Raw genomic sequence first — 17,671 nt, 5'->3', positions numbered from 1 at the left:
TGAGGCATCATGGCTCTGTTCTCCAAGCGCAACGCGTCCGATGCCCGATCCGCAGCGGCGGAGGCAGCGACCTCCGCCCGCGAAACCGAGGAGGACACGACCCCTGCGGTCGCCGAACCGGTTCCGCACGTTCCCATCTCGGTCACGACGGTCAGTTCCGCCGCACGGACACCTGAGGCCCCCGTATCGGTGCCGGCTGCCCCGGCGGCCGCTCCGGCGCCCGCGGCCGGGGAGCCCGACACGAACGTCGACCTCGCCCAGGCGCTCACGGCCCTGGCCGAAGGCGGTGACGAGCGTGCGATGATGCATGTCCTGCGCCAGAGCATCCAGGGCAAGCTCCTGCTGTCCACGAGCCTCGACGGTGTCTCGGAGGAGGACAAGGCCGCGGGACGCGTCCCGCTCGGCGTCCACCGCGACCCGGAGGGCGCCGTCTACCTCCTCGCCTTCACCTCGCCTCGCGAGCTCGAGAAGACGCGGACTGCCGAGGGCCCCGTCTCCGGGGTCGCGGTGGACGCGGTGTGGGCGCTGCGTCAGGCGGCCGGCGAAGGCTACGCCGGCATCGTGCTGAACCCCGCCGACGGGAAGGCGAGTGCCGTCGTCCCGAAGACGCTCATCGTCCGCCTCTTCGGCGACGGCCGGAACAACGACCTCGCCAAGCAGGCGCTCGCCCAGCCTCGCGACGCCGATGCCCTCCAGCAGCTGGTGGCGGCACTCGCCGCACACGGCGGATTCGTGGCGGGACGAGCAGAGATGGACGAGGAGGGTAACCGCAAGACCGTCGGCATCGCGGAGACCCGGCTCGGGGACCGCCGCCTGCTCGAGGTCTTCACCTCGCCCATCGAGATCGCGGCGCTCGGCCGCGGCGACGACGCGTATCCCGTGACCGCCGCGGAACTGGCGGCTGCGCTCCGGAGCGACGAGGGCATCACCGGGATCATCGTGAACCCTGCGGCGCCGTGGCTGGACGTCGACCGCGCCCAGCTCGCACCCCTCCTCGACGTGCGCTGAGCGTCGCGCCCGCTCCACTCGGAGTGATCCGTCGATGGAGAGCGAGCAGGATGCCGCCGAGCGCGAGCGCCCCGATCGCCGCAGAGCCGGCCGTGAGCAGGGAGCGGTCGTCGGCGCCGGTCTCGGCGAGGCGCGCTTCGGGCACGGTCGGTGTCGAGGCGAGTGCGATCTCCGACGCGACCCCGAAGGCGGATCGCCAGGGGCGGATCATCGCGCCGCCGTTCTCCGGCAGGGTGTCGCTCGGCTCGATGCGTTCGACCCAGACGTAGTAGCCGTCCTCGGGAAGGACGCAGGACGGTGTCGTGTACTCGCCGGGGCCTGCATCCACGAGCGTCTCGACCTCGCAGACCACCGGTGCTCCGAGCGGGACCTCCGGTGCCTCGACCGGGCGCTCCGCGAACGGACCGAGCAGCTGGCTGCGGACGGTCACCGGGATCGGTGTGTACGGTCCACCCTCCGGTCCGATGAGGCCCCACTCCGCGGCGAGGCCCGAGTCGGTCGCGATCCCGACCGACAGCCGGTCGGTGATCTCGGTTCCCGGTGTCGCCGTCGCATGCGAGGTGGTGGTGACGACGACCGGCTGGAAGGGGAGTGGTGTGGGGCGCTCTCGGTCGGCGCTCGCCCCGGCGGCGACCGTGATCGGGCGGGCGATGAGGACGCTCTGCACGTTGGCAGCGCTTCGAGCGATCGTGAGGCCCGCCCCGTACGGCAGCTCACCGAAGGTGGCGTTCGCTGAGAACGCCACGACGGCGGCATCGGTGCTCGGCAGGATCCGCAGGCTCTCACCGTTCCCGACGATCCGCTCGGACGTGCCGTCCTCGAAGGTCGCACCGTCGAGGGTGACCGTCCCGGTGTGGGTACCCGGTGGCAGGGTGGTGACGCCGGAGGAGACGAAGTCGACGGCGAGTTCCGTTCGGACGAGGTCGAATCCGTCCTCGCCGCGTTCGATGGACATGGTGGCGCTCGCTCCCCGACTCGCGCCGCCGGGTCCGTCGGCCTCGGCGAGCATCTGATGGGCCAGTGAGAGCACGCGGTCGGCGCTCGCTCCCGCCCGAGCGGCGATCTGCGCCGGTGTCCACCCGTTCAGGCCGGTGATCATCCAGGTGGCGAGCTGTCCAGCAGCCGCCTCGTCGGCGTCCTGGCTGGCACCCCAGTGTCGCGAGAGGTAGGCCAAACGGGCGGCGTCCTCAGGGGTGAACCAGCCGAGCGATGATCCGTCGACGTGCTCGTAGGCGTGACCCGGCGGGATCGGGAGGTCGAGGTTGATGCAGAACCCGACCGTGCCGTCGTCGAAGGCCCACGAGCCGAGCCAGCGGCCGTTCGAGGCGTCGCGGTGGCCGTAGGCGGCGCCGGTCGCGGTCAGGGCGGAGGACGCGGTGGCGCCGCCGAGGACGATGCCGAGGACGAGCGTCAGCAGGATCGGGACGGCCGCCAGGAGCCGGAGGATCCGCGGTCTGCCGCCGAGCAGGCGGCCGGTCTGGGGGAGGTGGTGTGTTGTCATGCCCCCATCGTGCGAACCGCGGTACCTCGGTCAGCCGGGCGAGGACCCGAATGTGGACGGGACTGCTCCACCAGTGTGCTGTGGAGGGCGGTCCTGGAACGTCGTCAGCCGAGGCGGCGGGCCGCGTCCGTGCGATTCCGCTCTCGCATCGCCCGGAGGTACCAGGCGGAGGGTGCCGCGCGCAATCGGTGCGGAAGACGCGGCCAGACGGCTCGTGCTGCGGCGACCCGCCGCGCGAAGCGACGCTGCTGCCGGGGTGTGAAACGGAACCCGTAGGCGCTCCGCAATCCGTCGGGCAGCAGTCCCGCGGTCACGAGTCGGACGAGGGGGAGCAGACACCGGACGGGGAGGGGCGCCGCACGCGCGGTCATGAGCTCGACCGAGACGCGGCGTGCCTCCGCGGTGACGTGCAGTCCCGCGACCCGGGCTGCGAAGTACTCGTCGAACGCGGCCCGGGTCGGAGGCCAGCGGTCGGGCGGGAGCTGCAGGCTCGTCCCCACGATCGCGTACTCACGGTGCAGGCGCTCCCGCGACTCCTCGTCGAGCGGGCCGAACACGAGCTCGTAGACCTGGACGGCGGTGTCGTACAGCGTGGCCGCGACCCAGAGTTGCGCGTCGTGGTCGAAGGCCGAGTACCCCGGGGCGGCCTCGCCCGGCTGAGCGCGGACGGGCGCGTGGGCGTGGTTCACCCGCCGGGCCGCGCTCCGCTGCTCGTCCGGCGCGCCAAGGGCGAGCGCGTAGACGAAGGTGAGGGTGGCGTGCAGCCGGTCGAGCGGACGGGAGCCGAAGTCGCTGTGCCGCGCCACCCCGGCTGCGACCGAGGGGTCCGCGATCTGGAGCAGGATGGCCCGTCCGGCGCCGGCGACGAGGATGCCCTCGCGAGCGAGGTCCGCCATGCCGGTCATGGACCCGACCTTAGTCGTTCACTGCGAACGTCCGGTTGCGGCGCAGCGCTGGGGGTAGAGTCGTCACTGGCCCTTTTTCTCTCGCCGCCGAGATAACGCGCGGCCGAAAATCGCCACGACAATCACAGCAGAACGCGCGCAGCGCGGATGGGAATGACACGTGGATCTTTACGAGTATCAGGCACGAGACCTGTTCGAGCAGTACGAGGTGCCGGTCCTCGCCGGCATCATCGCCGACACCCCGGACGAGGTGCGGGCCGCGGCCGAGCGTCTCGGCGGCGTGGTCGTCGTCAAGGCCCAGGTGAAGGTCGGAGGCCGCGGCAAGGCCGGCGGCGTCAAGGTCGCCAAGACCCCCGACGAGGCCTACGAGGCGGCGAAGTCCATCCTCGGACTCGACATCAAGGGTCATGTCGTCAAGCGCGTGATGGTCGCGGCCGGCGCACGCATCGCCCAGGAGTTCTACTTCTCGGTGCTGCTCGACCGCGCCAACCGGTCCTACCTGTCGCTCACGAGCGTCGAGGGCGGCATGGAGATCGAGCAGCTCGCGGTCGAGAAGCCCGAGGCACTCGCGCGCATCGAGGTGGACCCGCTCACCGGTGTCGACAAGGCGGCCGCGGTCGAGATCGCGAAGGCAGCGAACTTCCCCGAGGAGCTCGTCGACCAGGTCTCCGACGTCTTCGTGAAGCTCTACGACGTCTACAAGGGTGAGGACGCGACGCTCGTCGAGGTCAACCCGCTCGTCCTCACGGAGGAGGGGCGCATCGTCGCCCTCGACGGCAAGGTCTCGCTCGACGAGAACGCCGCCTTCCGTCACCCGAACCACGCCGAACTCGAAGACACCGCAGCCGAGGACCCCCTGGAGCTCAAGGCCAAGGAGAACGACCTCAACTACGTCAAGCTCGACGGCGAGGTCGGCATCATCGGCAACGGCGCTGGGCTCGTCATGTCCACGCTCGACGTCGTCGCCTACGCGGGCGAGCAGCACGGCGGCGTGAAGCCGGCCAACTTCCTCGACATCGGCGGCGGCGCCTCGGCCGAGGTCATGGCAGCCGGCCTCGACGTCATCCTCGGCGACGCCCAGGTGAAGAGCGTGTTCGTCAACGTCTTCGGTGGCATCACCGCCTGCGACGCGGTCGCGAACGGCATCGTGAAGGCGCTCGAGATCCTCGGGGACGCAGCGACCAAGCCGCTCGTGGTCCGTCTCGACGGCAACAAGGTCGCGGAAGGCCGCGAGATCCTCGCCGCCGCCGCGCACCCGCTCATCACGCTCGCCGCAACCATGGACGAAGGCGCCGACAAGGCCGCCGAGCTGGCTTCGAAGTAAGGGATCGCACAAGCATGTCAATCTTCCTCAACAAGGACTCCAAGGTCATCGTCCAGGGCATCACCGGAGGCGAGGGCACCAAGCACACGGCGCTCATGCTGAAGGCCGGCACCCAGGTCGTCGGCGGCGTCAACGCCCGCAAGGCCGGCACGACCGTCACCCACGACGGTGGCGTCGAGCTGCCCGTGTTCGGCACGGTCGCCGAGGCCATCAAGGAGACCGGCGCAGACGTGTCGATCGCCTTCGTGCCCCCGGCCTTCACCAAGGACGCGGTCATCGAGGCCATCGACGCCGAGATCCCGCTGCTCGTCATCATCACCGAGGGCGTGCCGGTGGGCGACTCCGCCGAGTTCTGGGCCTACGCCCAGTCGAAGGGCTCCAAGACCCGCATCATCGGCCCGAACTGCCCCGGCATCATCACGCCTGGTGAGTCCCTCGTCGGCATCACGCCCGCGAACATCGCCGGCAAGGGACCGATCGGCCTCGTGTCGAAGTCGGGCACCCTCACGTACCAGATGATGTACGAGCTGCGCGAGATCGGTTTCTCGACGGCGATCGGCATCGGCGGCGACCCGATCATCGGCACGACGCACATCGACGCGCTCGCCGCGTTCGAGGCCGACCCCGAGACCAAGGCCATCGTCATGATCGGTGAGATCGGTGGCGACGCCGAGGAGCGCGCGGCCGATTTCATCAAGGCGAACGTCACCAAGCCGGTCGTCGGCTACGTCGCGGGCTTCACCGCGCCCGAAGGCAAGACGATGGGCCACGCCGGCGCGATCGTCTCGGGTTCCGCAGGCACCGCGCAGGCGAAGAAGGAGGCCCTCGAGGCCGCTGGCGTCAAGGTCGGCAAGACGCCGAGCGAGACCGCCGACCTCATGCGTGAGATCATCGCCTCGCTGTAACACCCGCAGCTCGACTGCGACCACGACGCGGCGCCCGGTTCGGGCGTCGCGTCGTGGCGTTTCGGCCCACGCACGCCGTGTGCCTGACCGTCCGCACGCGCGGCTCCAGGTAGGGTCGAAGGCGCATGAACCGTCTGACCGTCGCCCTCCTCGCCGCCCTCGATGCCACCCTCGCCGTGGCCATCGGCATCGGTGTCGCACTCGTCCCACTCCTCGCCCTGTGGGCCCTGCACTTCCAGTTGGACGTCGACCCGGCCGCGCTCTGGCGGGGGGCCGTCGACATCTGGGCGCTCGGCAATGGCTCGAGCATGCGCATCACCCTCGACACGGCCCTCATCACCCAACTCGGACTGCCCGCCGGGATGGAGCCGTTCCTCGTCTCCCTGGCGCCCCTCGCCTTCACGATCGGCACGGTCCTGTTCGGTCTGCGCACCGGGGCCCGCGCGGCGCGCAGCACCTGGTGGCAGGGTGCCGTCGTGCTGTCGGTGTTCGTGTTCGCCCTGCTCTCGTTCCTCGTGGCCCTCACCGCCCTCCACCCGGCGGTGCGTCCCTCGATCGTCCAGGGGACCCTCGCGCCGACCGTGCGCTTCGCAGGCGGGGTCGTGGTCGCCGCACTGTGGGTCCGATTCCGTGAGCAGGACGCGGCCGATCCGATCCTCGACGGACTCCGCGCGATGCGGGACCGGATGCCGGACGGGACCTGGTCGATGATCGTCGCGGCGCTGCGTGGTGGAGCGCTCGCAGCCACGGGACTGGTGGCGGTCTCCGCGGTCCTGGCGGCCATCCTCATCGCCGTCGGCTACGGTGCCATCATCTCCCTGCATGAGAGCGCGCAGTTCGGCGTCCTGGGTGGTGCGATCGTCACCGGCGCCGAACTCCTGTACCTCCCGAACCTCGTGATCTGGGCCATGAGCTGGATCACCGGCGCGGGCTTCGCCATCGGGAGCGGCACGGCGATCTCACCGATCGGCACGCTCGTCGGGCCCATGCCGGCCGTGCCGGTCCTCGGCGCCATCCCGACGGGGGAGAGCCCACTCGGTTTCGTGGTCCTCGTGGTCCCGGTCGTCATCGGATTCGCCGCCGCCGTGGTGCTGCGCCGTCGTCTGCTCGTCGACCTCGACGGGCGCGGCGGGCTCGCACGACTGGCGGTCGTCGGTCTCGGCGTCGGGGTCACCGCCGGCATCATCGTCGGAGTTCTCGCGGCCCTCTCGGCGGGCGCGGCAGGCCCAGGTCGACTCATCGAGGTCGGCCCGAACGGTTGGGCGACGGGCCTGTGGACCACGCTGACGGTCGGGATCGCGGCCGTGGTCGGCATGGCGGCCGGTCCGACGCATCTGGCCGATGAGGACCGCCTCCCGGAGCTGTACGCCCAGCCGAGCGGCCGGGGTGCCCGCGACCGATAGGATGCTCTGGTGCTGTCACTCGTCGTGCTGATCTCCGGTGGCGGATCCAATCTCCGCGCCCTCCTCGAAGCCTCACGCGACGCGGATTTCCCCGCTCGCGTCATCGCCGTCGGTGCCGATCGGGAGGCTGACGGCCTTGCTCACGCCGAGGAGTTCGGCATCCCGTCGTTCACCGTCCCGTACTCGTCCTTCGACTCGCGGGCGGAGTGGGGCGCAGCCCTCCTCGAGCAGATCCGGGTCTGGAACCCTGACGTCCTCGTCCTCAGCGGCCTCATGCGCCTCCTGCCACCCGTGGTCGTCGACGCCCTCTCGCCGCGCATCATCAACACGCACCCCGCGTACCTCCCCGAGTTCCCGGGAGCGCACGGCGTCCGGGACGCACTGGCGGCAGGCGCCTCGCAGACCGGGGCATCGATCATCGTCGTCGACAACGGTGTCGACGCGGGTCCGATCATCTCGCAGGAGCGTGTCCCGGTCCTGCCCGACGACACGGAGCACAGCCTCCACGAGCGGATCAAGCCGGTGGAGCGTCGACTGCTCGTCCAGGCCGTCCGCGACCTCGCCACCGGAACCATCGACCTCGAGGCGCTCTCCACGGCGTCCCGCCCGCCAGCAGAAGGAGCACCCCAGTCATGAGCGGTCCCAGCCACGACCACAGCCTCTACCGCGAACGCGACCTCGTCCCCGTCCGCCGGGCGCTGATCTCGGTCAGCGACAAGACCGGGCTGCTCGAGCTCGCCGGCGCACTCGCCGCAGCGGGCGTCGAGATCGTCTCCACCGGCTCCACTGCGGCGACCATCCGCGGTGCGGGCCACACGGTGACCGACGTGTCCGAGGTCACCGGGTTCCCCGAGTCGCTCGACGGTCGCGTCAAGACCCTGCACCCCTCGGTGCACGCCGGACTCCTCGCCGATCTGCGCCTCGAATCCCACGAGGCCCAGCTCGCCGAGCTCGGTATCGAGCCGTTCCAGCTCGTCATCGTGAACCTGTACCCCTTCGTCGAGACGGTCGCGAGCGGCGCCGCCGGTGACGACGTCGTCGAACAGATCGACATCGGTGGGCCGGCGATGGTGCGCGCCTCGGCGAAGAACCACGCCAACGTCGCGATCGTCGTCTCTCCCGAACGCTACGGGCTGATCACCGAGGCCGTCGCGGCCGGCGGCACCACGCTCGCTCAGCGTCGCTCGCTCGCCGCGCAGGCCTTCGACCACACCGCCTCGTACGACGCGGCGGTGTCCGCGTGGTTCGCGAGCACGGAGACGACCGAGGTGGACGCCTTCCCCAGCACGCTGACCGTCACCGGTCGTCGCGAGGCGGTGCTGCGCTACGGCGAGAACTCGCACCAGGCCGCGGCGCTGTACGTCCGTCCGGGTGGTGCCGGGATCGCCCAGGCGACGCAGTTGCACGGCAAGGAGATGTCGTACAACAACTACGTCGACGCCGACGCTGCGGTCCGCGCGGCCTACGACTTCGCCAACCCCGCCGTCGCGATCATCAAGCACGCGAACCCGTGCGGTATCGCCTTCGCGAACCCGAAGGCACCCGACCCGATCGCCTCGGCCCACCGTCGGGCGCACGAGTGCGACCCGGTCTCCGCCTTCGGTGGCGTCATCGCAGCCAACCGCGTCGTGACCCTCGGCATGGCCGAGACGGTCAAGGAGATCTTCACCGAGGTGCTCGTCGCCCCGGGCTTCGAGGACGCCGCGCTCGAGGTGCTCAAGACGAAGAAGAACCTGCGTCTCCTGCAGCTGCCGGAGGACTTCGTGCGTGAGGACCGCGAGGTCCGGCAGATCTCCGGTGGCCTGCTCTACCAGGACGCGGATCGCTTCGCCGACGACCCGCAGGACACCGCCAAGGGCTGGACACTCGTCACTGGCGAACCGGCCGACGACGACACCCTGCTCGACCTCATCTTCGCGTGGAAGGCGTGCCGCTCGGTCAAGTCCAACGGCATCCTGCTCGCCAAGGGCAGCGCGAGCGTGGGCGTCGGGATGGGCCAGGTCAACCGCGTCGACTCCTGCCACCTCGCCGTGAGCCGAGCCGGTGACCGCGCGGCGGGCTCCGTCGCGGCCTCGGACGCCTTCTTCCCGTTCGCGGACGGCCTGCAGGTCCTGCTCGACGCCGGCGTGCGCGCGGTCGTGCAGCCCGGTGGTTCCGTCCGCGACGAAGAGGTCATCGCTGCGGCCGAAGCCGCCGGCGTGACCATGTACTTCACGGGGGAGCGTCACTTCTTCCACTAGGCCGTGCCGCCCGCCCCTGTGGGGGTTCTGGGCCGGCTCTTGGTGATCTCCCAGCGGCGTCGGGCCCACGTGGCCCGACGCCGCTGTGTCGTTGGGCTACGGTTGTCGGATGACTGCCACCTGGAGCCGCAAGCTCATCGCATCCGCCGCCGCCGCCGTCGCGACCATCGTCGTGGGCTTCCTGGGGGTCATGTTCGTCACGTTCGTCGGCTACCAGTTCGCCGGGACGATCTTCGCCCAGGCGAGCCCGTACTTCTTCGAGAGCACGATCATCACCTTCGTGCTGCTGCTGATCGTGGGCGTCGTCGGCCTCTACCGGTACCGACTCCTCGCCCTGCTGGGCGGCGCCGCCCTCGCCGTCATCGGAGCGCTCCTCGGCCTCATCGTCCAGGTGGCGACGACGGGGCAGCCCATCGACAGCACCGTACTCGGCAGCATCGTCGCGACGCTCGTCAGCCTCAACCTCGTCTTCGTGGTCGTCGTCGCGCTCTCCGCGGCATTCATCGGATACCCCGTGTACTGGATGGTCGTCCGCACGCAGGACGCCGTGCTCGACGACGGACGCCGGATCGCGCTCGTGCGCATGCCCGCCTCCAACCTCGCCGAAGGCCTCGTGACGCACCTGGAGCGCACGCCGATCGACGCCGAGCTCGCCGACAAGCAGTGGGACGCCTACGTCGCCGCGTTCGACGCCGCCGGCTGGGACACCACCGAGGTCTCCTGGGCCGAGCAGCTCGCGGACTCCGTCTTCATCGAGGACGCCGTCATCGTGATCGGCGACGTCGCCGTCGTGACCCGACCGGGCGCCGAGAGCCGTCGCCCCGAGGTCGTCGCAGCCGAGACCACCGCCCGTGAGCTCGGCCTCCGGGTGTACCGGATCGAGGGCGAAGGCACCCTGGAGGGCGGCGACGTCCTCCGGGTCGGCACGACCGTCTACGTCGGTCGCAGCGGCCGCACCAACGCCGAAGGCGTCCGGCAGCTCCGAGCCATCCTCGCGCCGCTCGGGTTCGACGTGGTGGCAGTCCCCGTCACGACCGCCCTCCACCTGAAGTCGACGGTCACCGCGCTCCCCGACGGGACCGTGCTCGTCCACCCCGACCTCGTCGAGGACCCGTCCTTCTTCGGTCGCCACCTCGTCGTGCCCGAGCGCGAGGGCGTCGCTGTGGTCGAACTCGCGGAGGACACCGTGCTCATCTCCGCAGCCGCTCCCAAGACGGCTGCGCTGCTCGAGGACCGTGGCTACACCGTGGTCCAGGTGGACATCAGCGAGTTCGAGAAGCTCGAGGGCTGCGTGACCTGCCTGTCCGTGCGGGTCAGCTGAGCCGATCGTGGAGCAGCAGGCTGGAGCGCGCGGCGGTCGGGATCTGAGCCGGAGGACCGTCGCGCAGCGATTGGACATCCCGCTCGAGATGGCCAGACACCACGGGATCCCGCCGTTCTGGTCGGCGGACCAGTTGGCGGCGTTCCTCGCCGACCCGCCCGCCTGGTACGTGCAGTCCCGCGCGAACCGGACCGGGAAACGGCCGGTCTGGGTGGAGTTGCGGTGCTCGATCTGCGGCACCAGCGAGACGCTCCGCCCGAAGAAGTGGTGGCCGGAGTTCTCGATGGTGACCTGTTCCTGGCACGGCGCCGACGAGCTGCCGCCGGTGCCCGAGGGAGCGCGTCGGCGGGAGGTCGACGGCATCGGAGCCTTCGTCGGCATCGTCGACGAACCGATCTCCTGACGACGGGACAATTCGGACCGGTGCGTGCAACCGCATGGATCCCTTGCAGGCTGATGGCCGATTCCCATAGTCTGGTCTGCTGCGCCGAACCTCGTTCACCGTGATCGGTCGCCGCCCGCGTTCGAGTGCGACCTGTACACCCGGCCCGCGGCTCTCGCCAAACAGGATGAGGAGGATGCCATGACGCTCTCGAACCACACCGCGCTCGCGCCGACGGTCGATCGTGCCCGCTCCGCCTCGAGCCGCCGCCCCGTGGCCGTCCCGGCGCCAGCCGGACGCGCCGCCGCAGCGGACGCCGACGCTTAGCACGAGCGCCAGGCAGTCCACCTCACCATCCGTCCGGCCTCGTCCGGGCCCGTCACCGGATGCTGCGACCTCGCACAGCGACCTCGCCGTCCGGCCGTTCCACGACCATCCTCCCGTCGGTGATCGACGTCACCGACGCTCTCGCAAGGAATCCCCGTCATGACTCCGCTCGGCGATGAACGCCGTCCTGTCCAACCGCGCCAGAGTACGTTCCGTGCCCTGATGCGGATCTACCCCTTCGCGAAGACCGCCATGCCGCGGATCGTGCTCGGCATGGTCGCCGCGCTCGTCGCCGGCCTGGTGGCCCTCGCGATCCCGCTCGTGCTGCAGGCGCTCGTCGACGGTCCGCTCTCGACCGGCGACTCCGCGCAGATCTGGCCGGCTGTGCTCGTGGTCCTCGCCCTCGGAGTGCTCGAGGCGGTCATGATCGCGCTGCGCCGCTGGTTCGTCCTGACGCCCGGGACCCACGTCGAGGCGCGGATGCGCAATGCGCTGTTCGCCAAGCTGCAGGACCTCCCCGTGACCTTCCACGACCGGTGGCAGAGCGGACAGCTGCTCTCCCGCGCCGTCAGCGACCTCGGACTCATCCGCCGGTGGATCTCGTTCGGCTTCGTGCTCCTGATCGTCAACGGCGTCACGATCGTCATCGGTGCCGTCATCCTGTTCACCTGGAACTGGCTGCTCGGACTCATCTTCATCGCGCTCGCCATCCCCGTGTGGGTGTTCGGGTTCACCTTCGAGGGGCGGTACTCGGTCATCGCCCGGCGCAGCCAGGACCAGGCGGGTGACCTGGCGACCGCCGTCGAGGAGTCCGTCCACGGCATCCGGGTGCTCAAGGCGTTCGGTCGCGGCAAGCACGCCCTGCGGAGCTTCGCGTCGCGCGCCGAGGACCTGCGGGGGACCGAGATCGAGAAGGCCAAGGCCATCGCGGGGATCTGGTTCTGGCTCGTCCTGTTGCCGGACGTCGCCTTCGCGCTCTGCCTGTTGGCAGGGGTCTGGCTCGCGTCGATCGGAGAACTCACCGTCGGTCAGCTGTTCGCCTTCTTCGCGACGGCCACGATCCTGCGGTTCCCGATCGAGTCGATCGGCTTCCTGCTCGCGATGACCTTCGACACCCGGACGGCGACCGACCGGTACTTCGAGGTCATCGACTCGGTCAACACGATCACCGACCCCGAGCACCCCGAACGCATCCGTGAACCGCGCGGCGAGCTCGTGTTCGAGGACGTGCACTTCCGCTACCAGGACGCACCCGACCGCTCCGCGGACGTGGTGGACGGCGTCGACCTCCGGCTCGAGCCGGGGGAGACCATGGCACTCGTCGGTCTGACGGGTTCCGGGAAGTCGACCATCACGGCACTGACCACCCGCCTGTACGACGTCACGGGTGGGCGGATCCTGCTCGACGGCGTCGACATCCGGGCGCTCACCCGAGAAGACCTGCGCCGGCACATCGCGATGGCGTTCGAGGATGCGACCCTCTTCTCGGCGAGCGTCAAGGAGAACGTCCTCCTCGGGCGGGACGACATCGACCTCGACTCCGCGGAGGCCGATCGGATCCTGCGCGAGGCGCTCGACATCGCCCAGGCCGGGTTCGTCGACGAATTGCCGAACGGCGTCGAGACGCTGGTCGGTGAAGAGGGGCTCAGCCTGTCCGGTGGGCAGCGTCAGCGGCTCGCACTCGCGCGTGCGGTGGCCGCGCGGCCGGAGGTGCTCGTGCTGGACGATCCGTTGTCGGCGCTCGACGTCGACACCGAGGCGCTCGTCGAAGCGGCACTCCGCCGAGTGCTCGCCTCCACCACGGCCCTGATCGTCGCCCACCGGCCGAGCACCGTCACCCTGGCGGACCGCGTCGCCCTCCTGGAGGACGGTCGCATCACCGCCGTGGGTCGCCACAGTGAGTTGTTGCAGCACAACGCCCATTACCGCTACGTGATCTCGAGTCTGGAAGACGACGAACGAGAGTCCAACCGCCAGGAGGTGAACCTGTGACCCCGCCGACGACCGTCCACGGAGTGGAGGGTGAGGAGCGCGACGACCTCACCCGTGACGAGTCCGCGCACATCCGGCGCCGTTCGCTGCGCCTGCTCGGATCGCTGCTCGCGCCCCTGCGCCTGCGCGTGATCGCCGCCATGACCATCGTCGTGGTGTCGACCGCCGCCCAGGTCGCCGGGCCCGCGTTGATCGCCCTCGGCATCGACCGCGCCCTCCCGGCCGTCCTGGAACGCGCCGACTGGATGCCGGCCTTCCTCGTGGTCGGCGCGTACCTGCTGACCGGCGCCGCCGGTGCGACGCTGATCTCCTGGTACACCGTGCTCGCCGCTCGGATCAGCCAGGCGATCCTGATCGACCTGCGGAAGCGCGTGTTCCTGCAGACGCAGCGGCTCAGCCTCGACTTCCATGAGAGCTACACCTCGGGTCGCATCATCTCCCGCCAGACGAGCGACCTCGACTCCATCCGCGAGCTGCTCGACTCCGGGATCAACCAGCTCGTGTCCGGCGTGCTGTACATGGGGTTCACCGCGGCGGCCCTCGTCCTCGTCGACTGGGTCAGCGGTCTGGTGCTCCTCGGATCACTCATCCCGCTGTTCGTCCTCACGCGCTGGTTCCAGCTCCGCTCGCAGCGGATGTTCCGCGAGTCGCGCGTCCGGTCGGCGAAGCTCATCGTGTTCTTCGTGGAGGCGATGACCGGTATCCGTGCCGTGAAGGCGTTCCGGAAGGAGCGGCGGAACGAGCGCGCGTTCGGCGAGCTCGTGGAGCAGTACCGCGACACCAACGCCCGGGTCATCCAGCTGTTCGGGGTGTTCGATCCCGGACTGGTGTTCATCGGCAACGTCTCCGTCGCCGTGGTGCTCCTCGTCGGCGGGTTCCGGGTCGCGGACGGACAGCTCGCGATCGGAGCGCTGCTCGCGGCGCTCCTCTACACGCGACGGTTCTTCGACCCGATGGAGGAGATGGCGATGTTCTACAACTCCTACCAGTCGGCCGCTGCGGCGCTCGAGAAGATCTCCGGCGTGCTCGAGGAGCGTCCCGGGGTACCCGACCCGGTCGCGCCGGTCGACCTGTGGACGTCGCAGGGACGCATCACCTTCGACGACGTGACGTTCGCGTACGCCGCCGACCGGGTGGTGCTCCCGGAATTCGACCTCGAGATCCCGGCAGGGCAGACCATCGCACTCGTCGGCACGACCGGTGCGGGCAAGTCGACGCTCGCGAAGCTCGTCAGTCGGTTCTACGACCCGACCGACGGTGCGGTGCGCCTCGACGGCATCGACCTGCGCGACCTCCACCCGAAGGACCTCCGTCGGGCGATCGTCATGGTGACGCAGGAGGCCTACCTGTTCTCCGGCTCGGTCGCCGACAACATCGCGTTGGGCAAGCCCGACGCGACGATCGAGGAGATCACCGCCGCCGCGAAGGCCGTCGGCGCGCACACCTTCATCGAGGCGTTGCCGAACGGCTACGACACCGACGTGAACAAGCGCGGTGGTCGGGTCTCGGCCGGACAGCGGCAGCTCCTGTCGTTCGCGCGGGCGTTCCTCGCGGATCCGGCCGTGCTGATCCTCGACGAGGCGACCGCCTCGCTCGACATCCCGAGCGAGCGACTCGTCCAGGAGGCGTTGCAGACCCTGCTCGCGGACCGCACCGCGATCATCATCGCGCACCGGTTGTCGACCGTCGCGATCGCCGACCGGGTGCTCGTGATGGAGCACGGCCGGGTGATCGAGGACGGCGCGCCAGCGGAGCTCATCGGCGGCACGGGTCGGTTCGCCGCGATGCACGCCGCCTGGCGGTCCTCGGTCGGCTGAACCGGGCCGCGCAGGCGTGTCCACGGGGTCCTCCGGTGACGGAGTGACCCCGTGGGCACTACACCTCGTCTCGTCGACCTGCCACAATGAGCGGATGACCAGTCAGGAACCGCGTTCGCTGCGTGTCGCCGTCGCGGACGACGCGGTGCTCCTCCGTGAGGGTGTCGCGCAGATCCTCAAGGCGGGTGGCCACGCCGTGGTCGGGTCGTTCGGGTCGGCGGTCGACCTGGTCGGCCGCATCGACGCGGGGCTGCAGCTCGACGCCGTGGTGCTCGACATCCGGATGCCGCCGACCCACACCGACGAGGGCATCGTCGCCCTCGAGCAGTTGCGGGCGTCGGGCTTCGCGGCCGGGGTGCTCCTGCTGAGCACGTACGCCGTGCCCTCCTACGCGGTCCGCGCGCTCGGCTCCGGAGGTGGCACCGGTTACCTGCTGAAGGACCGCGTCGCCGACTCCGGGACACTCGTCGACGCCGTGGAGCGCGTGGCGGCGGGTGAGTCCGTCGTGGATCCCGAGGTCGTCTCCCTCCTCGTCGCGGAGCGGACCCGTTCCGACGGCCTGGACCACCTCACGGAGCGGGAACGAGAAGTCCTCACCCTCATGGCCGAGGGGCGATCGAACTCCGGCATCGCGAAGGCGCTGGTCGTCAGTCTGAAGACCGTCGAAGCACACATCAGCCGCATCCTGGCCAAGCTCGGACTCGAGGACTCCTCGGCGGACCACCGCCGCGTCCTCGCGGTCGTGCGATGGCTGGAACACACGGATGGCTGACGGTCGCCCACACGGACGGGCGACCTCGCTGCCCATCCCGGCACCGGCCGGCCGCGGGCGCCTGCCGTGGCCGCTGCGACTCGGCATCCTGCTCGCCGCCGCACTCGTGTGCGTCCTGTCGGTCGTGTTCGGCGTCGTCCAGCCGGGCATCGCCGACGGCAACGGTCTGCCCTGGTTGGTGGGCCACCTCGCGGCGCTGGTGGCGGCAGGGCTGATCTGGTGGCTGGCTCCGACGGCCGCTCCGGGCTGGGTGATCGTCGGGTACGCGCTGGCCGAGACGGCCTACATGTGGGCGTACGGCGTCCACGCGGGCTGGCTCTGGCCGCTCCTCATGTCGATCTCCGTACTCCCGGGGGTCGCGCTGGTGTGGCTGGCCCTGGCCTTCCCGGCCGGCCGGCTGCGGCGCGGCTTCGATCGGCGGCTCGTCATCACCGCCTCGGTCTACCTCGTCACCTATGCGATCGTGACGCTGCTGGTGACGCCGAACCACGTGCTCGACGCGAGCCACGAGCGGAGTCGGTACGCCGTCATCGCGACCGGAGACGTGGCCGACGCGCTCGGCCGGGTCCACGCGGGAGTCATGGGGGCCTTCGCGGTCGTGGTCGCGGGTGTCGTGCTCTTGCGGTGGGCGCGGAGCAGCGGAGCGGCCAGACAGGTCGCCTTCATCATGCCGGTCGCGTTCGTGTTGTGGCTCGTCATCGGGGTGGCGTGGTCCCTCGTCCGCCTCGGGGGATGGCCCGAGCACCTCCGGCTCGTCGTCGAGGACCTCAACGCGTTCTCGGTGGTGCTCGTCCCTGCCGCGTACGCGACGGGTCTCATCCGGATGCGGACGATCCGCGCCAGGGCCGTCGACCTCGTGCAGACCGGACAGCTGAGCGAGACCGGTCACGACCGCTGGGACGGCGCGGTGAAGACCGTCCTCGGGGACCGCACCGCCCGGCTCGTCTGGCCGGGATCGCAGCGGACCACCGACCGGGACCCACGCGGTCGGGCGATGTCGAGCGTCGGCGACGCGGACGCGCCGCTCGTGTACATCGAGCACGACGCGGCTCTGCTCGACAATCCGCAGTTGCTCCGGTCGGTGTCGGCGTCGCTGCGCATCATGATCGACAACGAACGACTCACCGCTGAACTCCGCCACTCGTTGCGCGAGGTGAGCCGATCGCGGTTGCGCATCGTGCAGGCGGCCGACGAAGCGCGACGGCGGGCGGAGCGCGACCTGCACGACGGTTCCCAGCAGCAGCTGTTCTCCGTCGCACTGCGACTCCGGATGGCGAGCGACGCTGCACGCGCCGACGGCCAACTCGCCCTGGCCGACGGCCTCGAGACCACCATCGATCAGCTCGCGAGCGCCATCAAGGAGCTCCGCGAACTCGCCCGAGGACTGCATCCGGCGCTCTTGGCCGAGGGCGGACTGGTGCCGGCGATCGCCGAACTCGGGCGTCGGTGCACCGTCGTCACCAAGGTCACCGTCGAGCTGCGCGAGCGGCCCAGGCAGCTCATCGAGGCGACCGTCTACTACGTCGTCTCGGAGTGCCTGGCCAACGTCACGAAGTACTCCGGGGCGTCCAGCTGCGAAGTGGTCGTCTCCGACGACCCCGACGGTGGGCTCCGGGTCGTGGTCGCGGACGACGGTGTAGGCGGCGCCGATCCTGCGCGGGGGAGTGGGTTGCGCGGTCTCGCGGACCGGGTCGACGCCGTCGGCGGGACGATGCGCGTCGAGAGCCCGGTCGGTGCCGGGACGGTCGTCTCGATCCACCTTCCCGGCTGATCG

Annotated in this window: 15 protein-coding genes; 13 read left to right on the top strand and 2 right to left on the bottom strand. The window is 70.3% G+C overall.

Annotated elements, in window-relative coordinates:
* Positions 1-9 precede the first annotated feature (9 nt).
* Positions 10-1,008: an SseB family protein gene (locus tag HOW07_RS05145; protein ID WP_175116256.1), complete on the top strand. Its 999-nt coding sequence runs from the start codon at positions 10-12 to the stop codon at positions 1,006-1,008.
* On the opposite strand, the gene HOW07_RS05140 is transcribed toward HOW07_RS05145, so the two are convergent.
* Positions 935-2,509, bottom strand: a complete 1,575-nt coding sequence (locus HOW07_RS05140) for a hypothetical protein (protein WP_175116255.1) — start codon at positions 2,507-2,509, stop codon at positions 935-937. The two genes, HOW07_RS05145 and HOW07_RS05140, sit on opposite strands and share 74 nt — an antisense overlap.
* Before the next feature lie 104 nt (positions 2,510-2,613).
* Positions 2,614-3,414 (bottom strand): oxygenase MpaB family protein, encoded by an 801-nt coding sequence (locus HOW07_RS05135; protein WP_175116254.1) that lies wholly within the window; start codon positions 3,412-3,414, stop codon positions 2,614-2,616.
* Positions 3,415-3,574: 160 nt separating this feature from the next.
* Here HOW07_RS05135 and sucC point away from each other — a divergent pair, with 160 nt between their 5' ends.
* The 12 genes from sucC (at position 3,575) to HOW07_RS05080 (ending at position 17,668) form a co-directional block, all read left to right on the top strand.
* Complete coding sequence (gene sucC / locus HOW07_RS05130; protein WP_175116253.1) at positions 3,575-4,738, top strand: ADP-forming succinate--CoA ligase subunit beta; 1,164 nt, start codon at positions 3,575-3,577, stop codon at positions 4,736-4,738.
* Between the two features lie 14 nt (positions 4,739-4,752).
* Positions 4,753-5,643, top strand: a complete 891-nt coding sequence (sucD, locus tag HOW07_RS05125) for a succinate--CoA ligase subunit alpha (RefSeq protein ID WP_064296653.1) — start codon at positions 4,753-4,755, stop codon at positions 5,641-5,643.
* Positions 5,644-5,768: 125 nt separating this feature from the next.
* Positions 5,769-7,046, top strand: a complete 1,278-nt coding sequence (locus HOW07_RS05120; RefSeq protein ID WP_175116252.1) for a DUF6350 family protein — start codon at positions 5,769-5,771, stop codon at positions 7,044-7,046.
* A 9-nt stretch (positions 7,047-7,055) separates the two neighbouring features.
* Positions 7,056-7,682 carry a phosphoribosylglycinamide formyltransferase gene (gene purN, locus HOW07_RS05115; RefSeq protein ID WP_064296651.1) on the top strand — a complete coding sequence of 209 codons (627 nt, stop codon included), beginning with the start codon at positions 7,056-7,058 and terminating at the stop codon, positions 7,680-7,682.
* The gene (purH, locus tag HOW07_RS05110; RefSeq protein WP_175116251.1) at positions 7,679-9,286 is read left to right on the top strand and encodes a bifunctional phosphoribosylaminoimidazolecarboxamide formyltransferase/IMP cyclohydrolase; all 1,608 of its coding nucleotides are present in this window, start codon (positions 7,679-7,681) and stop codon (positions 9,284-9,286) included. The genes purN and purH overlap by 4 nt, the downstream gene beginning before the upstream one ends.
* A gap of 109 nt (positions 9,287-9,395) precedes the next feature.
* Positions 9,396-10,607, top strand: a complete 1,212-nt coding sequence (gene ddaH, locus HOW07_RS05105; RefSeq protein WP_175116250.1) for a dimethylargininase — start codon at positions 9,396-9,398, stop codon at positions 10,605-10,607.
* Between the two features lie 88 nt (positions 10,608-10,695).
* Complete coding sequence (locus HOW07_RS05100; protein ID WP_121290329.1) at positions 10,696-11,010, top strand: hypothetical protein; 315 nt, start codon at positions 10,696-10,698, stop codon at positions 11,008-11,010.
* A 180-nt stretch (positions 11,011-11,190) separates the two neighbouring features.
* Positions 11,191-11,316 (top strand): hypothetical protein, encoded by a 126-nt coding sequence (locus HOW07_RS19620; RefSeq protein ID WP_255376697.1) that lies wholly within the window; start codon positions 11,191-11,193, stop codon positions 11,314-11,316.
* A 222-nt stretch (positions 11,317-11,538) separates the two neighbouring features.
* On the top strand, positions 11,539-13,308 hold the full coding sequence (locus tag HOW07_RS05095) for an ABC transporter ATP-binding protein (RefSeq protein ID WP_254628162.1): 1,770 nt from the start codon (positions 11,539-11,541) through the stop codon (positions 13,306-13,308).
* Positions 13,305-15,125, top strand: a complete 1,821-nt coding sequence (locus tag HOW07_RS05090; RefSeq protein ID WP_121289689.1) for an ABC transporter ATP-binding protein — start codon at positions 13,305-13,307, stop codon at positions 15,123-15,125. Before HOW07_RS05095 ends, HOW07_RS05090 begins: the two co-directional genes overlap by 4 nt.
* Positions 15,126-15,219: 94 nt before the next feature.
* Positions 15,220-15,897, top strand: a complete 678-nt coding sequence (locus HOW07_RS05085) for a response regulator transcription factor (RefSeq protein ID WP_175116248.1) — start codon at positions 15,220-15,222, stop codon at positions 15,895-15,897.
* Positions 15,890-17,668, top strand: a complete 1,779-nt coding sequence (locus HOW07_RS05080; protein WP_079001743.1) for a histidine kinase — start codon at positions 15,890-15,892, stop codon at positions 17,666-17,668. Before HOW07_RS05085 ends, HOW07_RS05080 begins: the two co-directional genes overlap by 8 nt.
* Positions 17,669-17,671 lie beyond the last annotated feature (3 nt).

Source organism: Plantibacter sp. MCCC 1A11337, assembly GCF_013349365.1.
GTDB lineage: Bacteria > Actinomycetota > Actinomycetes > Actinomycetales > Microbacteriaceae > Plantibacter > Plantibacter flavus_A.
Note: the sequence above shows the minus strand (reverse complement) of the source record. Positions and strands in the feature narration are given on the sequence as shown.